Below are 20,563 nucleotides of genomic sequence, written 5' to 3' on the forward strand. Positions count from 1 at the left end.
CAGGGCCGATGCGTTCTCGGCTGATGGGACGCTCGCGGCGCGTTGAGGCCGGGCGGTTGAGGGGGCACCCCGGGGTATAGATGGCAAACGCGACCCCTGATGATCGTTGGGTGTCTACGCCAGTCGATCAAGAACAGGGGCCGCGTTCGCGTGCCATCATCCCCGATCGACGTGCTCGCCCGCCACCTGGAGCACGTCACCATCGCCGACCCACCGGGCGACCTGCCCGATCTGCCGACCCTGGCCCAGGTCCTGGACGCCATCCCCGACCCGCGCAGCCGTCGCGGACGCCGCTACCGGCTCGGCCCACTGCTGGCGTTATCCCTGCTGGCCGTCCTCAGCGGAGCGACCTCCCTCGTCAAGATCACCCGGTTCATCGCCGGGTATGACCCCGCGCTACGCCAACGAGCCGGTCTGCCCGGCACCGTACGGCTGGCCGCCAGCACCCTGGGTCGCCTGCTCGCCCGCCTGGACGGCGACGACTTCGACACCGCCACCTGCGCCTACCTGGCCATGCTCGCCGCCGACGCATCACCCACCACCAGCCCGCCCTCAGCCCGGACTCCGCTCACCGGCCTGGCCGTGGACGGCAAGACCCTGCGCGGCAGCCGCACTGCCGGCGGCACCACGGTCCATCTGCTGGCGGCCACTCGCCATGACACCCAGACCGTCGTGGCCCAACGCCAGATCGACGCCAAGAGCAACGAGATTCCCGCCTTCACGCCCCTGCTGTCCGGGCTGGACCTCACCCACATGGTGATCACCGCCGACGCCCTGCACACCCAGCACGAACACGCCCGCCACATCATCGCCGCCGGCGGCCACTACCTGTTCATCGTCAAGGGCAACCAGCCCACCCTGCACCGCCGGCTCAAGGCCCTGCCCTGGCGGGAAGCCGTGTTGAACGACCGTACCGACGAGCAAGGCCATGGCCGCCGCGAGATCCGTCGCATGAAGATCTGCACCGTCCGCCCCAACCTGCCCTTCCCCCACGCCGCCCAGGCCATCCAGGTCAAACGCCGCCGCACCGACCACCGAACCGGCAAGACCACCATCGTGACGATCTACGCCATCACCAGCCTCCCACCCGGACGAGTCACCCACCCCCAGCTCGCCGCGCTGATCCGCGGGCACTGGAGCGTCGAGGTCCTGCACCACACCCGTGACGTCACCTACCGCGAAGACGCCTCCCGCGTCCGCACCGGCACTGCACCCCGGATCATGGCCAGCCTCCGCAACCTGGCCATCGGCCTGGCCCGCCTGATCGGCTGGACCAACATCGCCGCCGCCACCGACCACTACCGCAGCCACCCCGCCGACGGCCTTCAACTACTCGGTCTTACGACATGAGAACGCTTCGGCCCTGGTCACGTGGCCCTGCTCGCTTAGCTGGAAGGTACGCAGTGCCGTATCGGCGGTACGGCGCGCCGTATCGGCGTTGCGGGCGGTGTAGTAGACCGCGACCAAAGCTATGACGCCGGTCGCGATCGCCAGCAGTCGGCCGCGTACAGCATCCGTGGCCGCGGCGAGATCCTTCGCGTTGAGTTGGTCCGCTCGGACGCCGTCGAGGTGCACCAGTACCCAGCCGGCTCCTGGCCCGAGCATCCACCCCAGGGCGGCGACCACCAGGACCCCAGCGAGGGCGTATGCAATTCGCGGCCGCGGTAAGCCCTCTGCTGGTTTCCACGCCCAGCCCCACGCCCGAGACCACTTCTGCCGGGCCTGCTCCGTTCGCTTGCCCATGCTCCCCACGATGCGTAGACACGCCGTGGCTGTCTTCCCCATCGCGGAGATCGAGCGCAAATCGTCGCCAATTCGGCAGCTCTGTTGTAGTGGTTGATGTTGAGGGTGAAGGCGCGAGCCGTCCCCGTCCGGCTCGCGCCCCGGGCGGCCACTGCCCCTGCTGCACCGGCCGCTCGGCCACGGCGACCTTGAAGCTGCTGCCGGGCCGGAACTTCACGACCCACTTCGTCGGCACAGCGATACGCCCACCGGTCGACGGGTTGCGCCTGTCACGTCCTGCCTGCAGCACGGGCTCGAACTTGCCCAGCTCGGCCACCTGGACGGTATTCCCGGCCTCGACCTTCTCACGGATGTAGCTGAACACGCCGGTCACGTACGGTTCTGCGTGGGCCCGGGTGGGTGCGTCGAGCCTTTCGGCGAGAGCGTCGATGATGTTGCCTTGCGCTTGATGTCCATGGTTCTCCCTAGATCGATAGTTGTTGTGGGCAGCGTATAGTGACAGTGATACCGCTGGCGCTATGAGTTAAGCATTTCCGCGGCGATGGCCTGCACGAAAGCCACAGAACTGTCCCGCCAGGAATGACCGAAGCCCCGGTCGTCACCCAACCCCGGCTACGACTGGCGCGGGCGCCGAGGCTGCCGCGAACGCGAGTGAGACGCTCAGAGCGGGCCGAGCAGGTGCTGATCGGGTGGCCGCGATCCGTGGGCGTCACCCTTGCGGCGCCGATACCGTTCGGCGCCGTCCGACACCAGGTCCACCAGCACGGTGACATCGGGGATCGTCCTGACCTGCCGGGAGATCGCCGGTCGGCCGGCGCCCGTCCAAATGCGTAAGCGCACTCGTCCGCGTTCCACTCCGGTGATGTCCGACCAGCTCGCGAACCGGTCACCATCGCGTACGCCCTCAGTGGTGACGGTTATCGGGCCGAAGGTTGAGGCACCGGTCGCGGTGATCTCCGCGCTTCTGCGTGGATGGCTGGTCGCGACCATCTGCTCTTCGACGGACGCGATGAGTTGGTCACCTCCGGCGTAGGGCGGTCTCGCAAGGTTGAGCTTCGTGCCGTCCTTCAGTACCAGGACACACCTCCCCAAGTCGTCAGGAGGGCTTTGGTAGAGCCGGGTGGTCCACACTCGTATGTGAGCAACGTCCTCCCAGGTGAAAAGGGTCCTCACGGTGCTCTTCCCCGTTGTGGTGAGCAACCCGTCGGAGCACAGGTACAGTTTCCTGCGGGCCTGCAGCCAGGTGGGCAGGGAGATGAGCAACGCCAGCCCGGAGGCCACGGCACCTATGATCTTCCCCAGGTCGTCACCGATGAGCAGGCCCGCCAGCCCAAGACAGGCAAGGGTGACGACGAAGCTCATCTCTATCGCCACTGACGGGCGATAGCGGTCCACGACCTTGCCCAGGCCGGCATCGGCGGCGATCTGGTCAATCTCAGGCGGGTAGCTTTGCACCGGCGCTCACCTCCCACCCCCATTTGGCCACAAATCCGGCGACGTCGGCCCTTGGTCAGCCACAAGTGACTTAATAGCCAGTCGTTTCACCCAACCGAATCCGCCTTTGCGGCCGACGTCGCCGTTCAGAAAGCCCGGTATCGCACCGCTTGAACTCCCACCTTTGTCATGAGCTGTGCCGACGACATGCTCGCAAGGACCAAGGGCCGGGCGCCTCGTTGACCAGGCGCGGACGATCGCCGGTGTGGTCGATCCGGCGGCTGGCGGCTCTCGCCGACGCGGCTTGCAACCTAGAATCGGCGGTTCACTCGCTGCCTACTTGGGCCAGCGTGTGACGGGGATGAGGACGGTGTAGTTGCGCTCGTTGCGCAGGCCGGGCACCGCGTGGACGAGGCCCTCGCGCCCCATCCTTGGACAGCTCATCCACCTGCGTCACGGCCGCGCCTCCCTGATCATCGCGGCGGCCTTCGCATGCGCCTCCTTCCACATCAGGTGTTCGCGCTCGACGAGCGCGCTGGTCAGCCTGTGCCAGGCCATTGCAGCGGTGTCGGCGAACGAGGTTGCCGAGCTTCCGCCGAGCGGCGCGGCGAGCGAGTAGAGTCACGTCTCCTGCTCCGCGCGGGTGGCGAGGTGGCCAAAGAAGGAGTGTCAGCACACGGTGATCGAGCGCCCGCACGGCTCGCAGATCGTGCTGTCGAGTAGACTCATGATCTTTCTCCTTGGAACAGGACCTCCTGCCGGACGGATGCGTCGGGCTTGCCCGAGACGAGCCGCGCCCCGCGTCCGGGCCCATCCGTCACCAGCAGGTAGGAGGAATCGGTGATGTCGGCGATCGGCGCATCGAGGTCGAAGAGCCCCTCGTGGGACTGATCGACGGCCCGCCGCCAGGCGAGGACGTCGGGCAGGTTCTTGTCGGGCGGTTGCCGTACCCGTCGTAGCGGAGGCTGAGGACCTCGGGGTCCTCACCCAGAGCGCGAAGGAACTCCTGCTGGCCGGGAGCGCGCCGCATGCCGCCCGGCACGCTCGCGAGGACGAGCGCCTTGGACGGAACTTCCTGAAGTGCGTCGGCCGTGGTGACGGCGGTCATCCGGCGCCCAGTAGGAGGCCGTCATGGATGTTCGAATGCGGTCCCGCTGGCGCTTCACGAGGGTCGCGAGGCATTCGCGCGTCGGCACCCCCGCATGGCTCGATCTTGACCAGCGGTTCCGACCGCTGACCAGGCGAACATCGCAGGAACGGGCGGGCCTCCAGTCTTACGGAGTCCCGCCCGTTCTCGTTGTAGCTCGCGGGTTGTGGGCCAGTTGTGGGCCACACCGGAGTTTCCCTCCAAGCCTCGAACGGCCGGAGTCCCATGTAACCGGTGCGTCCTCAGATGCGATTGAGGTTGGACGCGGGCCAGCAGATCCGCCGTATCGTCCGGGTGCTGATCGCAATGATCACTTGCCGCCACCACGGTTAGCGTGAGAGCGCCTGACCCAGTGTCTGCACCGGCCGGCCGGTGCAGGGCCGTCCCGGGCGGTGTCTGTCCGTGAAGGTCCACTTGCGCGTCACGAGGTGACGATGCCAGCGCAAGATCGCCGCCGGGGTGACCGGGAACGCCTCCGCCCACCGGCGGCGGTGGACAAGCGGCGACAACGCGCTGAGCCAGAGCCGGTCGGCGTGACCCCACCGCGGTCGGCCATTGAGCTGCCGGCGGAGCACCTGATTCTCGTGACGGAGCACGAAACCGAGTTTCCGAGCGGGACAGCGCGAGTGCGCCGATGTCCCCGCCGTGGATTCTCTCGGGTCAGCCGGACGATCAGCTCTCGGACACATTCGCTCACTCGCGAACATTCTACGTTCACCATCTGTTAGACATCCTACGTTGGACGTAGGATGTCCCCTCATAACCTTCACCTGTTAGGAAGGGCGAGGACATGCACGATGGCTACCCCCAGGAGGGCCGTACCGGGCGCTCCTGGCGCAGCCGGGCGGGCGCCGTAATGGTGCTCGCCGGCTTACTCGTCAGCGCGTTCAGCGCGCCGGCGACCGCGGCGCCGGCGGAGACCTTCGAGGCCGGCACAACGGGCGAGACCGCACCGTTCGTGGACGAGCAGGTGCTCTACAAGCAGGGCGACTTCGGATACGGCTGCTTCCGGATCCCCGCCGTGGTGCGGGCCACGAACGGCATGCTCCTGGCGTTCGCCGAGGGGCGGGTGAAGGACTGCGGCGACGACGAGGACATCGACCTCGTGCTGCGCCGTTCGGCCGACAGCGGGCGGACCTGGGGACCGCTGCAGGTGATCTCGGAGGGCAACGGCACGACCAACGGCAACCCGGTGCCGATCGTTGACGAGCGTACCGGGCGGGTCGTGCTGGTGAGCACCCACAACGGTGCGGAGCCGTGCCCGAACGGCTGTGACCGCGACCCCTGGGTGCAGTTCAGTGACGACCACGGGGAGACCTGGTCGGCCGCCAGGGAGATGACCGAGGGCAAGCGTCCGGAGTGGAACTTCTGGTACGCCACCGGCCCGATGCACGGCATCCAGCTCAAACTCGGCCCGCACGCCGGCCGACTGGTCGTCGGGGCGAGCTTCGAAAGCTGGGACCGGGTCGGCAAGCACGTCTACGGCACGCACCTGCTCTACAGCGATGACAGCGGCGTGACCTGGAACATCGGCGCCGAGACGTTCCGCGACGACGGCACGGTCATCGCCCAGGAAGTCACCGTCGTCGAGCTCACCGACGGGCGGATCTACGCCTCGGCCCGCGAGCGCGGCACCGACGAGGGCAGCCGGGCGTACGCGACCAGCAGCGACAGCGGCGAGACGTGGGACGCGCCGTTCCGCACCATGCCGGCGCTGGCGACGACGGACGTCCAGGCATCGCTGGTGCGGTTCAGCCAAGAGCGCATCCTCTTCTCCTCGCCGATGCACCCGGGCGCCCGGGAAGCGATGGGGATCCGGTCGTCCTACGACGAGGGACGCAGCTTCGAGACATGGGACGAGGGCAAGGTCTTCTACTGGGGGCCGTCGGCGTACTCGGACATGGTGCGCCTGGACGGCGACGAGGCGGCCTTGATGTACGAGGCCGGCAACATCACGCCGTACGAGCAGATCCGGTTCGCGCGGTTCAACGAGGCGTACCTGGAGACGCCGAACGGCACCCCGCCTGGCATCCCCGGACCCCCGGCGCCCGGCCCGACGACGCCGGACCAATCGCCGTACCGCAACCAGGCGTATGTCCGCGGTGGTGCGCAGACCACCGCCGGGCGGTTCGGCGACGGGCTGGCACTGGACCGGGTGGACGACCGGGTGGAGGTGCCGTTCAACGACTCCATCGACCTCGGCGCGAAGGACTTCACGCTGACCTCCTGGTTCCGGTACTCGGAGCAGACAGGCGCGCACACGATCCTCTGGTTCCACCGGGTGAACAAGGGCACCAACCCGCCGGCGCTGTTCCTGCGGGCCGAACCGGCCAGTAACCGCATCCGGGCGATCCTCGCCGTCGACCGGTTCAACGTGACCGTACAGTCGCCGAGCGCGTACAACGACGGGCAGTGGCACTTCGTGGCGCTACAGCGGGTACGCGGTGAGCTCCGGCTTCTGGTGGACGGCGTACAGGTCTCGTCGGCGGCGACGCCGGCCGGTTCGGTGACCCTCGGCAAGGAGTTCGGGCTCGAGGGGATCCATATCGGACAGCGGATGGACGGTGTGGACCGCTTCCGCGGGACGCTGGACGAGGTACGCGTCTACCGGCGCGCCCTCACCGACGCCGAGCTGAACCTGATCCGAGAGCGGAACCTCTCGGTCGGCGGTCAGCTGGGGCTGCGGCTGCCGTTCGATCACGTCAGCTAAGGGGACACGAACCGCTTGGCGATGGCGCTCGCGGGGTCACGTGGGCGTCATCGCCGTGCCTTGACGGTTTCCGGATGCCCGGTCATGGATAACCGGGCACCCGACAGGACATCCTACGTCCCGCTACGCCCCCGGGAAGAGCTCGGGCAGTTGTGCCCGGACCAGTGGCCTGAGCCGTACGGCGAGCGAGGCGTCGACCGAGTCGTACGGCCACCGGACTCGAGTGCCGATGTCGGCCCAGTCGCCGAGGTGGGCCAGGAACTTGTCCAGCGCGGCGCTGGCGTACCCGCTGCGCTGGAGCGGCTGGACATGGGCGGCGAAGAACTCGCGGATCCGTTGCTCCACATCGAGCGCGGCTTCGGGTTGCGCGACCATCATCCGCTGCCATGCCATGGCGCCGGCCGGGTTGAGGGCGGCGATGTTCGAGTAGGAGCCGGCGGCACCGTACCGCCGTCCGGTCGCCAGATCGTGGCCGGCGACGAAGACCGCGAGGCCGGCCGCGTGGCGCTCCATCTCCGCGTACCACCGCGCGTCACCGCCGGCCACCTTGATCCCGATGACCGCGGGAACCTCGCGGCGGATCACCGGATACAGGTCGGCCGGCACCTGCGTCTTGGCGTGCGGCGGGTTGTACAGCACGAGCGGCACCGGGTCGGCGGCGGCCGCGACGCGGGCCAGGAAACGCACCACCTCGCCGCGCGACACCGGCAACCAGTCCGGCAGCGTCACCTGGATCGCACCGGGCCGGAGCTCCCGCGCGCGGGCCACTCGGGCCAGGCAGGTCTGCGCGCTCATGTGGCCGGCACCGATCTGGAACGGCAGCTGGTGCCGTTCACACTGCTCGGCCAGCAGCGCGTTGACGCGGTCGTACTCGTCCTCGCCGAGCGTGTGGAACTCGCCCGCGGTGCCGTGCGCGTACAGGCCGTCGAGCCCCACGGCGACGAGCACGTCCAGTGCCGCCTCAAGGCGCGCCCAGTCGATCGACTCGTCGTTCCGGATGGGCAACAGGACCGTACCCCAGGTGCCGCCAAGCGCCCCCGCTGTCAATGTCTCCACAACACCCCGCTATCCGATCGGTACACATAGGACATCCTACGTCTCGAACGAGTGGGAACAAGCCACGTCTGACCGGTTGCCATCTGTGTCGTCGGTGTAAATTTTCCCGCCCCGCCTGGCCCTCCGGGATGGAGAGGTGGGATGTTTGGACATATGGTCTTCGACGAGCCTGGGGGGCAGCATGCGTATGCGTGACGGCACGTCGCTTCAGGAGCGCATTATCGCCCTGATCCACGAGCGCGGACTGGCCCCCGGGTCACCGATGCCGACCGAAGTGCAGTTGATGGATCTGCTCGGGGCGAGCCGCAACAGCGTCCGCGAGGCCGTGCGGGCCCTACAGGCGTTGGGCATCGTCGAGATCCGGCACGGTCATGGGACGTTCGTCGGGCACGCGTCGCTCGACGTGCTGACCCCGTCGCTTGCCTTCCGGGTGCGTTCGGGGCCGGGCGGCGGGATCCGCGCACTGGAGGATCTGGTCGAGGTCCGCGAGCTGCTCGAGACCGGGCTGATCGGCCAGGTGGCCCAGAGCACCAGCGCCCCCCGGCTCGCCGCGTTGGACGCCCTGGTCAATGGCATGGATAGGGACCGGGAAGCCGATCGGGCATTCCACGCGCTGCTGTACGAGTTGTGCGGGAACGAGTTGGTGCTGCAGCTGATCGGCTTGTTCTGGGACGTCTACCACGAGGTCGAGCCGACGCTCGGCCCGCCGGAGGAGCGGAGCGCGGAGATCGTCGTCAACCACCGCCGGATCGTGGCGGCGCTTCGCGCTCGGGACGCGGAGGCCGCCCGGGAGGCGATGCAGCTGCACTTCCGCGACGTCAAGGCGCGCATCGCGCGGGCGGAGGCCCGGCCGGTACCCGCGGCCGACCCGACCCGGCCTGCCGACCATACCCGGTCACGCCAGGCCGACGGCTGATGTCCGTGCGGAGGCCGGAGCCTGACGGCCGCCTTCGGTGATGGAGCGTGGCGCTCGCCGTCGGCATGTCCCGGCACGATGCCGACCAGGTCTCTGAACTCGGCCACCCTGCTGGATCCGTCGTCGATGTCGTGGTCGAGGACCTCGCTCAGGTCGCACGTGGGCTGCTGGTCGGCGGCCTGCTCTTGCGTCAGACCACGCTGCGGCATGTCCTGGAGGGCGGGCCGGAACGGTGCAGGGCCTTGGAGCGCTCCGGGTGGGATCCGCGCAGGCCAGCCGGAACACCTCGCGCGCCAGTTCGAGCCACGTCGCGGAGCCGGAGTTCACCTATACGGGAACGTCAGCGTGCCGCCAGACCCGGTACAGGCGTCCATTCGCCTGCCGAAAACGTCATCCATGCAGGTCAAGCGGCATGTGGGCACTCGTGGAGAACTCCTCCGAGTCGGTCTCGTCGGCGTACGCCCAGGGCTGCGACGAGGAATCGCCATGAGGCTGATTCGTACCGCGTAGTACCAGGGCCGCCGGTCCAGGCGCGCGTGGTCATCGATTCCAAGGCGGCAACTCTCTAGGCCAAGCACCTCGATGGGGACATCTTCGTCTGGCTGACAGCGTCACAGCACTGGCGGGACGTCGTCGTCAACCTCAGCGTGGGTGCGTACATGCAGGTGCCCGTCGAGCGGATACTGTGGCGGTGCCGGGGGCAGGACTACGTCGAGCTCGTAGCGGCTTTTCTGCGCCACCCGGCACGACGCCGGGTTGTCCACTTGGTGCAGTAGTTCAAGGCGTTCCAGCCCGTCAGCACCAAAGGTGTCGAAGGCCCATCGGGTTACAACCTCCAATGCCCCGGCGGCGACACCCCGGCCTCGGGCGTGCGCCACCGTCCAGTAGCCGACCTCGGCGAACGGTTTCCCCGGGGCGACATCCTTGACGACAATATTGCCCACCACCTGGCGGAAGGCCGGCCTGGAGTGCGCGTCAAGGATGGCGAAGCTGAACCGCTTCCCCGTCGCCCAGCCTCGCTGCTGGGCCCGTACCCACCGCAGCCCGTCGGCCTCGGTTTCCACCCGTGAACTCGTCCAGCGACGAAGAACAGGATCTTGATAAGCCGCCACGACCGCGGCCACGTCCTCCACACCCCACGGGCGAAGCACAAGTGCGGGTGTGACCGGCATCGCGGCGGCATTGAGCATCACGGAAGCTTTCACCGGGTGATGATATGCAGGATCACCGGGTGCTTTCCTCATCGTCAACAGACACTGCCCGCCAGCGTGGCAAAGTCCGTAGCGACCCTCGCAGTCCAGTGACACTTCGCGAGCTGCAGCGGTGATCAGCCGAGCAGAGCCTTCAGGGCTCGGCGCACACTCGGCCATTGGTCGCCCGCCGCAAAGTACGCATGAACGAGTGGCTGGAAGACGTCATACCCGTGCGGCGTGAAAAGGCTGGCCAGTGCCTGCGCTGCCTGCCAACGAGCACGGCGAGGGTCCTGGTCGGGATGCACCTCGAATCGGTGGGCTACGTAGTCCATCCGCAGCCGGGAGGTCAGCGAGTCGCACCCCGTGAGCCCCGGTGGGTCCGCTGTGACCTTGTCGGCAGCCAGCAGCTCGAGTCCCGCACGGACGGCGGGCTCATTCAGCAGCTCGTGCTGAGTCAGCACCTCGGTCACCGCCCGCTGAACGGCGAGGGCTTGAACCGAAGGGTCTGCGAGACGGAGCCGGGCGTCCAGGTCGGGATCCAACTCGACGACGCCACCGGAGGGCAGATCGGGTCGCGGGACCTTGGCCTCCCGTCGAACCATGGCGTGCGGCTGGGCGAGCCAGTCGAGGTCCAGCCGGACTCCTGTGGCAGCCTCCACTACGGCCATCGCAGCCGCGGTGTGGAGGTCTGGATGGCCCGATTCGTGGGCGGTGACCTGCTCAAGGACGGTCAGCTCCTCGTCCAGGGCATGCGGCTGGTCGCCGTAGCGCCAGTCGGGAGAATGGATCGCCAGGGAGGTCACCAGTCGGCCGTAGACGGCGTACTCCAGGTGACCGGGAGTGGTGACGCCCCAGAAGACGCTGCACGCCCGGGCACCCGTACTGAGGCGGAGCAGAACCTCCTGCAGGGAGGTCTGGTAGCCGTTCGGTTCGACGACGACAAAGGATGAGCCGGACCGGCCGATGAACATGCCTTCTTCCAACTCGCCCGTCAGGTCAACCGGGCGTGCCGGCTCCATGTCGGATTCCTGCAGTCCCATGCGCTCCAGAAGTTCGGCAGGGGTGGGAGCACCGGTAATGGGCTGGATGACGGTCCAGGTCAGGGCGTCGGAAGTGGGCGCCAGGACGCCGTTCAGGAGGTCGCGATAATGGGCGAACGTATCGTTGATCACGCGATCAGTATGGCGAGGCCCACCGACAACGCCCCGGCGCCGATGCGGGCCGGAGCGAACTCAAGTTCCCTTCGGCCAGTGCCGGAGTTGCTATCCGTCCGCGCTCTATCAGCGTGGTGCCATCGCGTGAATCCGATTCGAAATCAGAACATAACCTACCCCGCGTGTCACCACCTACTCGTGGCGACTGTCATGGTCGGGGAAGACGTCGGTAAGGGTGACCACCCCGGCGGGCCCCTATGCCGTCCCGCTGCCGCCCGGAAAAACCCCTGTTTTCTGCTCAGCCGCCCGCTCGTTGTGTTTCACCGCGGTTCCTCCGTGTACCGTCGTTTCGGTTGATGAAAGTAAGTCGCCCGGGGGAGAATCATGGTCGCCGCAAAAGATTCACTGAGGTTTGGCGTGCTTCTCATTTCCGATGCCAGCGCCCGCGCCGAGTGGGTGGATAAATGCAGAAGAGCGGAGAGCCTGGGCTACGACGTCATCGTGAGCCCGGACCATCTGAACCTTCTCAGCCCCTTTCCCTCGGCGATGCTGGCGGCCGAGGTGACCGAACGGCCGCGGATCGGCACCTACGTGCTCAACGCCTGCTTCTACAACAGCGCCCTCCTCGCACGTGACATTGCGACGACCGACCACTTCGTCGAGGGCCGGATGGAGTTGGGGATCGGGACCGGCTACGTCGAGTCGGAGTTCACGGCCACGAAGATTCCGTTCGGGTCGCCGGGATCGCGAGTGGACCGTATGGAAGCCCTACTGGATGATCTGGAGGCGCATTTCGCCCACGGCGACCAGCCCCGTCCCCTTCAGCAGCCGTGGCCGCCTGTGCTGATCGGCGGCCACGGCGACCGGGTGCTTCGGCTGGCGGCGCGGCGGGCGCAGATCGTGAGCTTCACCGGCGCCGAGTTTCGGCCGCAGTACGGCAGAACCGCCTTGGCGAACGCTGCGAAGATGCTCGAGAAGGTCAAGCTCGTACGGGCGGAGGCCGCAGAAAGAGCGCCGGATCTCGAGTTCAACGTGCTCGTCAAGGCCGTCGTGCTGACGCAGGACCGCCGGTCCGCCGCCGAGGCCGAGGCCGTGCGTCGCTACGGCCCCGATCTCACGACGGAAGAGTTGCTGGAGGTCCCGACCCTCCTCCTCGGGACTGCGGCACAGATCGCCGAGCAGGTGCGATCGCACAGCTCGGCCTACGGCATCACCTATTTCACCGTCATGGAGCCCGCCATGGAGGACTTCGGGAAAGTGATCGCAATCCTCCGCTGACCACCGGCTCGCCCGTTCCCCAGATTCCCTCGCCGGGTCGCCCCCAGTAGTTGAGCGGCCTCGTCGGGTGATTTCCCGTGGCTCCAGGTCAGGCACATGTCATCGAGGGGAACCCTTGATCGCCGCAGGGACTGGTAATGCGACACCACATCGTCAGCCACTTCGGCATCCTGCCCGCCGTCTCGCCATGCGGAGAAGGGTTTGGCACGCATAGTCAAGAGGATGGCGCGCAAAATCGGATGTCGTTGGCACATTGGCCTGTAGCCTGCGGTGAAGGGAAACCAGCTTCGCAGAGTTGGCGGTGCTGAATGAGGAAGGAGTGGCGTCGCTTATCTCCGGTAAGCCCGTTCTCGCTGGGGCTACCTTGAAGAGGGCATTCCAGCCGTAGTGGCACTGATGACCTTCGTCACTATGAATCTGATGTTCCTTCGGACGTCTCCGCAGAATTCGGCTGGGGCGACAACAGGGAAGCATATTACGCGCCCGCGCCATGTCGATAGGTCCGTGGGAGGGAAAATCAGAACGCGGCCACCTACGTGTCAGCAGAGTTTAGCTATCCTGGTAACAACAATGCCATGCTGCGCGCGCGGCACTTCCGTAGGCCCGTGGGGATACAATACGAGCCCTGATCGCGCTTTACACTGAACAGCACTCACGGATGAGCGCCGCTTGTACAACAAGAACGAACGGCACTCATGTGCGGATTACCTATCGCCCAGCGACCATTATCCGACCATTGTGTGTAGAGGCCCCGAGGTCGGCGCGGAGTGCAAGCTGTAGGCCCAGAATAAATCGTCTCGGGCCCGAAAAGGATCGCCGATCTGGATGTGGCGAAGCCGGCCTCGCACACGCCTCTGGGACCACGTAAGCCGCCACGCCCGGACGACCCGGACGAGGAAGTCAGCCAGGACGGGGCCGGGCCCGGCCGGGTCGTGGTGTTCGACGGTGGTGGGCATGAGCGCCTCCGAAGAAGCATTGCTCGTCTCAAGCAGCGGCGCAGGCGCGAGGGCGGCAGGGCCCTGATGCCCGATCCTTGGCTCGCTGCGCCTGCTCCCCCATGCGTACGCGCAGTGCCGTGGCCGTCAACGCCACGAACGCGGCCAGCAGCGCCGGGATCGCCAGCGCCCGGGGCAGCCCCGTCAACTCGGCCACAGCCCCGATGAACACCGGCCCGGACAGGAGCGATCTCGTCGAGCAACTCCATCGACCGCTTGCGGTAGGCGGCGGCGTCGGAGGCTTCGCGGCCCCAGCCCGATAGACAGGCAATTAGCTAAATGCCATAATGCCTTAGTGCTAGATGTGGAGCTGGCAAAAGCGCTGGTCAATGACAAGCGCGTGCAAATCCTGGAGTGGCTGCGCGATCCGGAGCGGCACTTCCGCCGCAGAGCGACGGCGACCTCGTACGCGACGGGGTGTGCTCGCTGTTCATTGCGCAGAAGCTCGGGGTGAGCCAGCCGACCTGCGGCGAGCACCTGAGGTGGCTCTCGCAGGCGGGCCTGGTGCGCAGCGTCAAGATCAAGCAGTGGGTGTTCTACCGGCGTGACGAGAGCCGGATCGCCGAGGTGAAGGAGGTGCTGAGCGGTGAGTGGTGAGTTGGAAGACGCGGTCGCGAAGCCCGACAGCGGACCTGGCCGGTACGAGCGCCTGATCGTGATGGTCAAGATCGGCAAGAAGCGGAGCCGGCACGTGCTCGCCGTCATGCCCGGCGACGCACGCCTGGACCTGCAGGCGGTCAAGAGTTTGCTGGAGGGCACCTACGTGGCCTTCACCGACCGGGCCAGGGCCGAGGAGTTGGCCGGAAGCGTTAGCGGCACCGTGCTGCCCTTCAGCTACGGCCCCCGGCTCGAGCTCGTCGTAGACCCGAAGCTGCTCGACTTGCCGCGACTGTACTTCAATGCCGCCCGGCTGGACCGCTCGATCGCGATGTCCGTCGACGACTACGTACGCATCGCCGCGCCCCGCATCGCCTCCATCACCGCCGCGTCCTGACCCCGGATCCCAAGCGAGGGAAAGCCATGCCTCAGACTGATTACGCCATCAACTACCAGCCCCTGTTCGCCGCGCTCCAGACCATGGACGTGCAAGCGCTGATCGACCAGGTCGACGAGCCCTGGTACAACCAGACCCTCATCCAAGTGGGGGACGTGTGGGTGCGGCTGGGCGTCATGCAGGGCGAGTTCCACTGGCACAAGCACGACGACCAGGACGAGTTCTTCTTCGTCCTGGACGGAGTTTTCCGCATCGAACTGGAGAGCGCCGACACCGTCGAGCTCGGCCCCCGTCAGGCATTCACGGTTCCGGCGGGCATGCTTCACCGGCCTGTCGTACCGGTCCGCAGCGCCGTCCTGATGATCGAGAAGGCGGGTGTCGTCGCCACGGGCGACTGAGCCTGCGCCGGCCCTCTGCCGCGTGACGCCGGCCCTCGCCGTATCGAGTGCGCGCCGCACCGGCGCGGTGAGGGACGGCACTGGCCGCCCGAACGTCGTAAGAATCATCACCCGGCACTCGGGCAGCGCCGCCCGGATCTCGGCAATGGTGGTCAGCCCATCCTTGCCGGGCGTCTCGATGTCCAGCAACACCACGTCGGCCTTACCTGTTCGGCGACGACTACCGCCTCCGCCACGACTTCCAGGTCCTCCTCCAGCCCGAGCAATGTCGCCAGCGCGCCCCGCACCATGTTCTGGTCATGAGGCGGAGCCAACGGGAACGCGGACCGCGACCCGGAAGCCACCGCCCTGCAGCGGGCCGGATCTCGATGACGCAGCGGGTGGCGTGAGCGTGGCGGATGACGTTGGCGACCGACTCGCGTACCACCCAGCTGAACACGCCGTCGGCCGTCTTCGGCAGGGGCTCGCCCCTCGTCCGGACCGTCGTGTCGATGCCGGCCGCTGCCTGGACCGCCCGGGCGCCGTCCAGTTCTACGCCCAGCTCGCGCCGCCGGTAGCCGGAGATCGCCTCGCATGCGTCCGCCAGCGAGGAGCGTGCCACGGACTCGATGTCGCCGATCTCGGTGACGGCGCGGGCCGGGTCGCGGTCGGCCAGCCACCGCGCCCGCTCACTCTTCAGCACGATCAGCGACAGGCTGTGGCCGAGCAGGTCGTGCAGGTCGCGGGCGATGCGCAGCCGCTCGTCGGCGGCGGCCAGCCGGGCGACCTCGCCGCGCGCCTCGCGCAGTTGTACCACCAGCGCCCGCGAGTGCCGGAGCGCGACCATCAGCATCCCGAACGCCAGTATCATCAGCGCGAACACGCCGAGCGTCGGGGCCGGGGCCCCGGTCAGCGCCCCGTCGCCGGCCGCACCGCTATCGACCCCAGCACCCCGAACGGGTCGTCCCAGCGCCACCGCACGAAAGCCTGGCCAGTGTGAGGGCGTGGCTCGTCGTGTGTGAGGGCCGTGGGCACGAGCCGCCGCGATGGTCCCGGGCCGGTTCCCATGGTGTCTGCCGTCCCCTCTGTTGAGGTGTTCGGCGTCGATGTCGCCTTGACTTGTCCGAGCGCGTCCGCGGATTGGGGCCACCGGCCTCGGCGTCCTGATAAGGGCGCCGGCCCTGGCGATATCTAGCCGGCGATCACCTTCCGCTCCTTGCCGGGGTCGATGCCGAGCGGGGTCGTGCCCTGCACGTACGGCTCGGCGGTCGGGCCGCGCTCTCGCAGCCAGTCCCACGTGTCGCGGGCGGTGTCCATGATCGGACGGCAGCGCAGCCCGGCGGCCTGGGCGCGGGAGGTGTCGGCCAGCCAGATCGCCTCCCAACCGGGCTGGTCGGGCGTCCACAGGGGCAACTCCGTCCACGGCTGGACCTCGGCGGCGAGGAGTCGCTCGTCCGGCACCCAGACGAGCTCCGCCCTGCCGCCCGTGGCCTCCACGCAGGCGTCGAGCAGGCCCTTCATCGTGGCGGCGCCGGTCGGGCCGGTGGTGAGGAACCTGCCTGTCGTGCCTCGTTCGAGCAGGTCCAGGCCGAAGACGGCGAAGTCGCGTGCGTCGATGTGCTGCAGGGCACGCTCGGGGTCCCCCGGGGCGAGCACCTGACCACCCCGCGCCACCCGCTCCAGCCACCACGACAACCGGCCGACGTTCTCATGCGGGCCGACGAGCAGGCCGCAGTTGAGGATGAGCGACCGGCCGGCGCCGAACCGCTCCAGCACCGCACGTTCACACCCGGCCTTGAGATGGTTACCGGGAGCCTGACCGGCCGGGGTGTCGGCAGGGCAGGGGTACGTGGCGGAGTCCTCATTCACGACCTGCGTGCCCCAGTCCGTGAACGCGTGGATGGAGGAGACGAACGTGTAGTGGTCAGCATGCTCACTCAGGAGCCCCGCGGACAGCAGAACGTCGCTCGGCTGCTGCCCGGCGGTGTCCACCACCGCGTCCCAACGCCGGCCCGCGACCAGCCGCTCCAGATCCGCCGCGCTGGTGCGATCGCCCCGGACGGCTTCCGCCCCGGGCTGGTCGGAGCCGCTGAGGCCCCTGTTGAACGTGGTCACCTCATGACCACGGCGCAACGCCTCCGACACGTACGCCCGCCCCAGAAACGCCGAACCACCGAGTACGAGAATCTTCATACGGCCACTCTCCCGACCACCGCCAGAACCGATCGCCTGCTTCGCTGTGAGCTGCACTGGTTTCGGCCCAAGGCGGATGGCTTGTTTTGTTTCGTTGTGTACGAGATCCGCAGCGTTTTCCGCCGCAGCGGCGTTTCCTGCGTGGCGGGGCGCGGGGCTAGTGGTGGTTCCAGAAGGCGCAGTGGTGGCCGCTCACGAAGTCGACCGGCCGGACGCCGTGCGGCCCGGACGCGAGCGAGAGAACCGTGCCACCGGGGTGGTAGGCCGCCCAGCGAGGGAGCCCGGGCGCGTTAGGGTCGCCGGTGGCGGCGAAGCGCGTCCAGTAGGCGATCATGTCGCGTGACAGCTCCCGCTGCTCGGGAGAGAACGCCGGGGGCGAGCCGGGCCCGTCCATGAGGTACGGCAGTTCGGCGGCGTGTGCAGCACCGAGCGGGAAGCCGACGATCTGCTGACCTGAGCTTTCGGCGAACTCATAGGCGTAGACGGGGGCACGGCGGGCCGCCGCGTCGTTCGCCGGCAACTGGGAGCAGGCGCCGAGCTTTCCGCCCCAGTCGGTCAGCACGCCGGCCAGCGCGAGGCTGGGGCTGGGGTAGCCGTCGGCCGGATACCGATCGAGCACAGCCTGGGCGCGGTCCCCGAACAGGCTCGCCAGTATTTCGGGATACTGCTGGGCCGTCACAGGCCGGCCCTGCGCGTCGAACTGCACCGCGACGAAGGGCCGCATCTCGTCACGGGCATTGCCCTGAACGAGGGGAACCGGCGCGGCGGTGCCGCGGCGCAACGCCTCCAGCGGCTGCGTCGGCAGCGCGGGCGTATCCGCCGTGAATATCCAGGGCATGTCACCGATCCGGGCGGTCGCGGTGAAGACCTGGTCGGCGCCGATGGGCAGCAGGTCGGCGACGGGCTTGGCCCGCAAGCATGCGAGCGTCTGAGTGGCGCACCCGAGATCGGCGGCGATCTTCGTGGCCCGTTCCCGCGCCGCGGACCGGGTGACGAAGTCGTTGCCGCAGGGACCGCTCTGCACGATCGCCTTCTGGAACAGGCCCCGCGATCCGGGCGCCGCCAGCTGGGCGCATACGCTGAAGCCGCCCGCCGACTGGCCGGCGATCGTGACGTTGCCGGGATCGCCGCCGAAGGCCGCGACGTTGCGCCGTACCCAGCGCAGCGCGGCCTGCTGGTCGGCGAGCGCGTAGTTCCCCGCGTACGGGTCGTCCATGGCCGGGTGATCCAGGAAACCCAGCGCCCCCAGACGGTAGTTGAGGGTCACCGTGACGACCTTGCCCTGGGTGGCCATCCGGGTCAGGTCGTAGTCGCTGCCCGCACCCTGGACGAATCCTCCGCCGTGGATCCAGACGATGACGGGCAGCCGCTCGGCCGGCCGGGTGGCGGGCGTGACGACGTTGAGGAACAGGCAGTCCTCGCTGCCGATCTGCGCCGGCGGCCGGTCGGGACCTCCTCCGTCGAGTTGGGGGCATGGGTTGCCGGGCGTCGTGGCGTCACGCACTCCCGCCCACGTCGGCGCGGGCGCGGGCGCTCGCCATCGCCGCTCGCCGGTCGGTGGGGCAGCATACGGGATGCCGGCGAAGGTCCGGTGGTCCGGAGCCGCCAGGCCGTGCAGGGTTCCCTGGGCGATACGTACGGTGGCAGCGTCCACCCGCGCATGCGCCACCCCTGTGTCCAATGGCATGAGCAGGGCTATGGGCAAGGCGGCGAAAATCAGTGACGTCAACTTCGTTCGCATGAAGCCAGCTTTACGAGGTCCGCGACGCTCCACGTCGTCTCACGAGCGTGCTTGCGAATACATCCATTGATGTAGCAGAGGTGCGTTCGTTCACCGTGTGCGGGTACCGCCTACCGGACGTTACGGGCAGACGCCGGGCAGCCTGCCGACCTTGGCGGCCATCGTCCTGGCGTCCTTGGCCAGCGCACCGGGCTTGTAGTCCCCCTCGGTAGCCGTGTAGATCATCACTGCACTACCCCGGCGTGCGACGATACCGGTGATCGTCGCGTTCAGCTGGCCGCCCTGCCAGACCTGATAGCCCATGCCGATGGCCTCATCTCCCGCCGTGGCCTTGTTCGTCCGCCACCGGATCTTGAGCTCTGGTTCCGACGGGTCGCCCTTGCTCGCGCACCGCTTGACCTGAGTGCGCAACCCAGTGAGTGCCGAACGGGCGGCGCTGGGACTCTTGTAGATGACGAGTTGTTCGGAAGAGATGCTAGGTGCGCTGCTCCAGTACGTGATCGTGCGGGCTGTCACCCTGCCGCGATCGATGGCGCGCTTATACCCGCAAGGGTTCACCTCCAACGGTTCTGTGGGCTTGTCGCTGATTTTGTAACCCTGTTCAGCCAAGTCATCGGGGCTCATCGGCTGCCGCGCGTCGCGTTCGGTGAGCAGGAAGTTCTTGGGGATCTCGGTCACGGTCGCCGGGGACAGAGCCAGCAGCATGGTGAGCATCACATTGATCACTGGAAGTTAGATGCGGACGAGATCGGCTTGGTTCTCAGACGCCATGTCGGCTGGGTCATTTCTGTCGCAGCGCCGCCCACGACCGGGGATGCCGGGTGCCTACAGCGATGAGGGGTCGTCGCGCAGCCGGCTGTAGAGACATCCGTCGCGCCACTGTCCGGCCCGGAACTCGGCCGCGCGGATTCGGCCCTCAAGCTGGAAGCCGGCCTTCTCCAGCGACTTCTGCTCGGCGACGTTCTCCAGGTGGGTGGCGGCCTGGATCCGCTGTGCCGGCGTGTGGTGGAACAGGTAGTCGCACAACATCGCCTGCGCCCGCCAGCCGATGCCGCGTCCGCGCCACTCGGGCAGCAAGGCGATCCCGATCTCCCAGTACTTCGCCATGCCGGAGTACAGGCCGGCCCGGTAGCTGACGAGGCCGGCGGCGACGTGGTCGTCCTCCACCTCGACCATGAGCCGCCCGTCGTTGGCGCCGAGGTAGCCATCGGCGGCGAACCGCCGGGCGGGCTCCTGGGCGTCACGGAAGCCGCCCCAGTCGAGACCGATGAGAAACGGTTCCGTGAGAAAACGGCGGAACATGGTCAGGTCGTTCTCTTCAACCGGCCGCAGCCGGATGGATGGTTCAGTCACTTCTCGGACCGTCTCCCTTTCGCACGATGTGTTCGGTACCTCGGGCGTAGCTGCGTGAACAACCCTGGCTCGGGTTCGAACGAAGATGCCACATGCGAGGGGGGTCCGGCGTACTCCCCTAGATGTAGTTGCGGTGACATCCGCGAGAGGACGACGACAGCGATCCCCGAGGGGAGGCCGTGCCGCTTACCTACCGGTTGGTGAGGGGCTTTGGTCGGCTTGCTCACCGGTCCTGGTCCGCGCTGATCCGTCGAAGGACGTCGAGTTGGTGGTGCTTCT

At 67.8% G+C, this 20,563-nt stretch carries 18 protein-coding genes and 1 pseudogene; 7 read left to right on the plus strand and 12 right to left on the minus strand.

Annotation, left to right across the window (positions count from 1 at the left end; genetic code table 11):
• The first annotated feature begins 150 nt into the window (after positions 1-150).
• Positions 151-1,350, plus strand: a complete 1,200-nt coding sequence (locus BLS95_RS52875) for an ISAs1 family transposase (RefSeq protein WP_218135763.1) — start codon at positions 151-153, stop codon at positions 1,348-1,350.
• Here BLS95_RS52875 and BLS95_RS58800 read toward each other — a convergent pair.
• The 3 genes and pseudogenes from BLS95_RS58800 to BLS95_RS52885 form a co-directional block, all read right to left on the minus strand.
• Positions 1,330-1,605, minus strand: a complete 276-nt coding sequence (locus BLS95_RS58800) for a hypothetical protein (protein WP_245765826.1) — start codon at positions 1,603-1,605, stop codon at positions 1,330-1,332. The genes BLS95_RS52875 and BLS95_RS58800 overlap by 21 nt on opposite strands.
• A 328-nt stretch (positions 1,606-1,933) precedes the next feature.
• Positions 1,934-2,263: pseudogene (locus BLS95_RS60175) on the minus strand (HU family DNA-binding protein); the annotation flags it as partial.
• A gap of 140 nt (positions 2,264-2,403) precedes the next feature.
• Complete coding sequence (locus tag BLS95_RS52885) at positions 2,404-3,198, minus strand: DUF6585 family protein (RefSeq protein ID WP_090947213.1); 795 nt, start codon at positions 3,196-3,198, stop codon at positions 2,404-2,406.
• Between the two features lie 1,916 nt (positions 3,199-5,114).
• On the opposite strand from BLS95_RS52885, the gene BLS95_RS52895 reads away from it, so the two are divergent.
• On the plus strand, positions 5,115-7,034 hold the full coding sequence (locus BLS95_RS52895; RefSeq protein WP_218136452.1) for a sialidase family protein: 1,920 nt from the start codon (positions 5,115-5,117) through the stop codon (positions 7,032-7,034).
• Between the two features lie 123 nt (positions 7,035-7,157).
• On the opposite strand, the gene BLS95_RS52900 is transcribed toward BLS95_RS52895, so the two are convergent.
• Positions 7,158-8,090: a dihydrodipicolinate synthase family protein gene (locus BLS95_RS52900; protein ID WP_090947215.1), complete on the minus strand. Its 933-nt coding sequence runs from the start codon at positions 8,088-8,090 to the stop codon at positions 7,158-7,160.
• Between the two features lie 181 nt (positions 8,091-8,271).
• Between BLS95_RS52900 and BLS95_RS52905 the strand changes: the two genes are divergently transcribed.
• Positions 8,272-9,006: a FadR/GntR family transcriptional regulator gene (locus BLS95_RS52905; RefSeq protein ID WP_090947249.1), complete on the plus strand. Its 735-nt coding sequence runs from the start codon at positions 8,272-8,274 to the stop codon at positions 9,004-9,006.
• 611 nt (positions 9,007-9,617) lie between these two features.
• Here BLS95_RS52905 and BLS95_RS52910 read toward each other — a convergent pair.
• Both BLS95_RS52910 and BLS95_RS52915 read right to left on the minus strand, forming a co-directional pair.
• Positions 9,618-10,211, minus strand: a complete 594-nt coding sequence (locus BLS95_RS52910; protein WP_218136453.1) for a GNAT family N-acetyltransferase — start codon at positions 10,209-10,211, stop codon at positions 9,618-9,620.
• A 122-nt stretch (positions 10,212-10,333) separates the two neighbouring features.
• Positions 10,334-11,371, minus strand: a complete 1,038-nt coding sequence (locus BLS95_RS52915; protein WP_090947216.1) for a DUF6461 domain-containing protein — start codon at positions 11,369-11,371, stop codon at positions 10,334-10,336.
• Between the two features lie 366 nt (positions 11,372-11,737).
• Here BLS95_RS52915 and BLS95_RS52920 point away from each other — a divergent pair, with 366 nt between their 5' ends.
• Positions 11,738-12,631 (plus strand): TIGR03621 family F420-dependent LLM class oxidoreductase, encoded by an 894-nt coding sequence (locus BLS95_RS52920; RefSeq protein ID WP_090947217.1) that lies wholly within the window; start codon positions 11,738-11,740, stop codon positions 12,629-12,631.
• 984 nt (positions 12,632-13,615) lie between these two features.
• Here the strand turns inward: BLS95_RS52920 and BLS95_RS56610 are convergent.
• The gene (locus BLS95_RS56610) at positions 13,616-13,783 is read right to left on the minus strand and encodes a hypothetical protein (RefSeq protein WP_176993914.1); all 168 of its coding nucleotides are present in this window, start codon (positions 13,781-13,783) and stop codon (positions 13,616-13,618) included.
• A 197-nt stretch (positions 13,784-13,980) separates the two neighbouring features.
• On the opposite strand from BLS95_RS56610, the gene BLS95_RS52935 reads away from it, so the two are divergent.
• From BLS95_RS52935 to BLS95_RS52945, 3 genes are read left to right on the plus strand one after another with little or no spacing between them, the layout of a single operon-like run.
• The gene (locus BLS95_RS52935; protein WP_218136454.1) at positions 13,981-14,223 is read left to right on the plus strand and encodes an ArsR/SmtB family transcription factor; all 243 of its coding nucleotides are present in this window, start codon (positions 13,981-13,983) and stop codon (positions 14,221-14,223) included.
• On the plus strand, positions 14,213-14,620 hold the full coding sequence (locus BLS95_RS52940) for a YbaK/EbsC family protein (protein ID WP_090947220.1): 408 nt from the start codon (positions 14,213-14,215) through the stop codon (positions 14,618-14,620). Before BLS95_RS52935 ends, BLS95_RS52940 begins: the two co-directional genes overlap by 11 nt.
• Positions 14,621-14,646: 26 nt before the next feature.
• Complete coding sequence (locus BLS95_RS52945) at positions 14,647-15,018, plus strand: cupin domain-containing protein (RefSeq protein WP_090947221.1); 372 nt, start codon at positions 14,647-14,649, stop codon at positions 15,016-15,018.
• Between the two features lie 220 nt (positions 15,019-15,238).
• On the opposite strand, the gene BLS95_RS52955 is transcribed toward BLS95_RS52945, so the two are convergent.
• The 5 genes from BLS95_RS52955 to BLS95_RS52975 all read right to left on the minus strand — a co-directional run bounded on the left by BLS95_RS52955 (position 15,239) and on the right by BLS95_RS52975 (position 20,284).
• Positions 15,239-15,973: a sensor histidine kinase gene (locus BLS95_RS52955; protein ID WP_143044313.1), complete on the minus strand. Its 735-nt coding sequence runs from the start codon at positions 15,971-15,973 to the stop codon at positions 15,239-15,241.
• Positions 15,974-16,188: 215 nt separating this feature from the next.
• Entirely contained in the window at positions 16,189-17,190 is a 1,002-nt protein-coding gene (locus BLS95_RS52960; protein WP_090947223.1) for an NAD-dependent epimerase/dehydratase family protein, read from the minus strand.
• A gap of 157 nt (positions 17,191-17,347) precedes the next feature.
• A complete protein-coding gene (locus tag BLS95_RS52965) occupies positions 17,348-18,877 on the minus strand; it encodes a carboxylesterase/lipase family protein (RefSeq protein WP_176993915.1) in 1,530 nt (509 codons plus the stop codon).
• A gap of 174 nt (positions 18,878-19,051) precedes the next feature.
• Positions 19,052-19,636 carry a hypothetical protein gene (locus BLS95_RS52970; protein ID WP_143044314.1) on the minus strand — a complete coding sequence of 195 codons (585 nt, stop codon included), beginning with the start codon at positions 19,634-19,636 and terminating at the stop codon, positions 19,052-19,054.
• Between the two features lie 120 nt (positions 19,637-19,756).
• Positions 19,757-20,284 (minus strand): GNAT family N-acetyltransferase, encoded by a 528-nt coding sequence (locus tag BLS95_RS52975; protein WP_090947226.1) that lies wholly within the window; start codon positions 20,282-20,284, stop codon positions 19,757-19,759.
• Positions 20,285-20,563 lie beyond the last annotated feature (279 nt).

Origin of the sequence: Nonomuraea jiangxiensis (assembly GCF_900099965.1) — a bacterium.
Lineage (GTDB): Bacteria > Actinomycetota > Actinomycetes > Streptosporangiales > Streptosporangiaceae > Nonomuraea > Nonomuraea jiangxiensis.

Bases quoted from the DNA above. Each gene is read 5' to 3' on its own strand.
- BLS95_RS58800 (WP_245765826.1), bottom strand. From the start codon at position 1,605: ATGCTCGGGCCAGGAGCCGGCTGGGTACTGGTGCACCTCGACGGCGTC.
- BLS95_RS52895 (WP_218136452.1), top strand. From the start codon at position 5,115: ATGCACGATGGCTACCCCCAGGAGGGCCGTACCGGGCGCTCCTGGCGC.
- BLS95_RS52905 (WP_090947249.1), top strand. From the start codon at position 8,272: ATGCGTATGCGTGACGGCACGTCGCTTCAGGAGCGCATTATCGCCCTG.
- BLS95_RS52920 (WP_090947217.1), top strand. From the start codon at position 11,738: ATGGTCGCCGCAAAAGATTCACTGAGGTTTGGCGTGCTTCTCATTTCC.
- BLS95_RS52945 (WP_090947221.1), top strand. From the start codon at position 14,647: ATGCCTCAGACTGATTACGCCATCAACTACCAGCCCCTGTTCGCCGCG.
- BLS95_RS52960 (WP_090947223.1), bottom strand. From the start codon at position 17,190: ATGAAGATTCTCGTACTCGGTGGTTCGGCGTTTCTGGGGCGGGCGTAC.
- BLS95_RS52965 (WP_176993915.1), bottom strand. From the start codon at position 18,877: ATGCCATTGGACACAGGGGTGGCGCATGCGCGGGTGGACGCTGCCACC.
- BLS95_RS52970 (WP_143044314.1), bottom strand. From the start codon at position 19,636: ATGCTGCTGGCTCTGTCCCCGGCGACCGTGACCGAGATCCCCAAGAAC.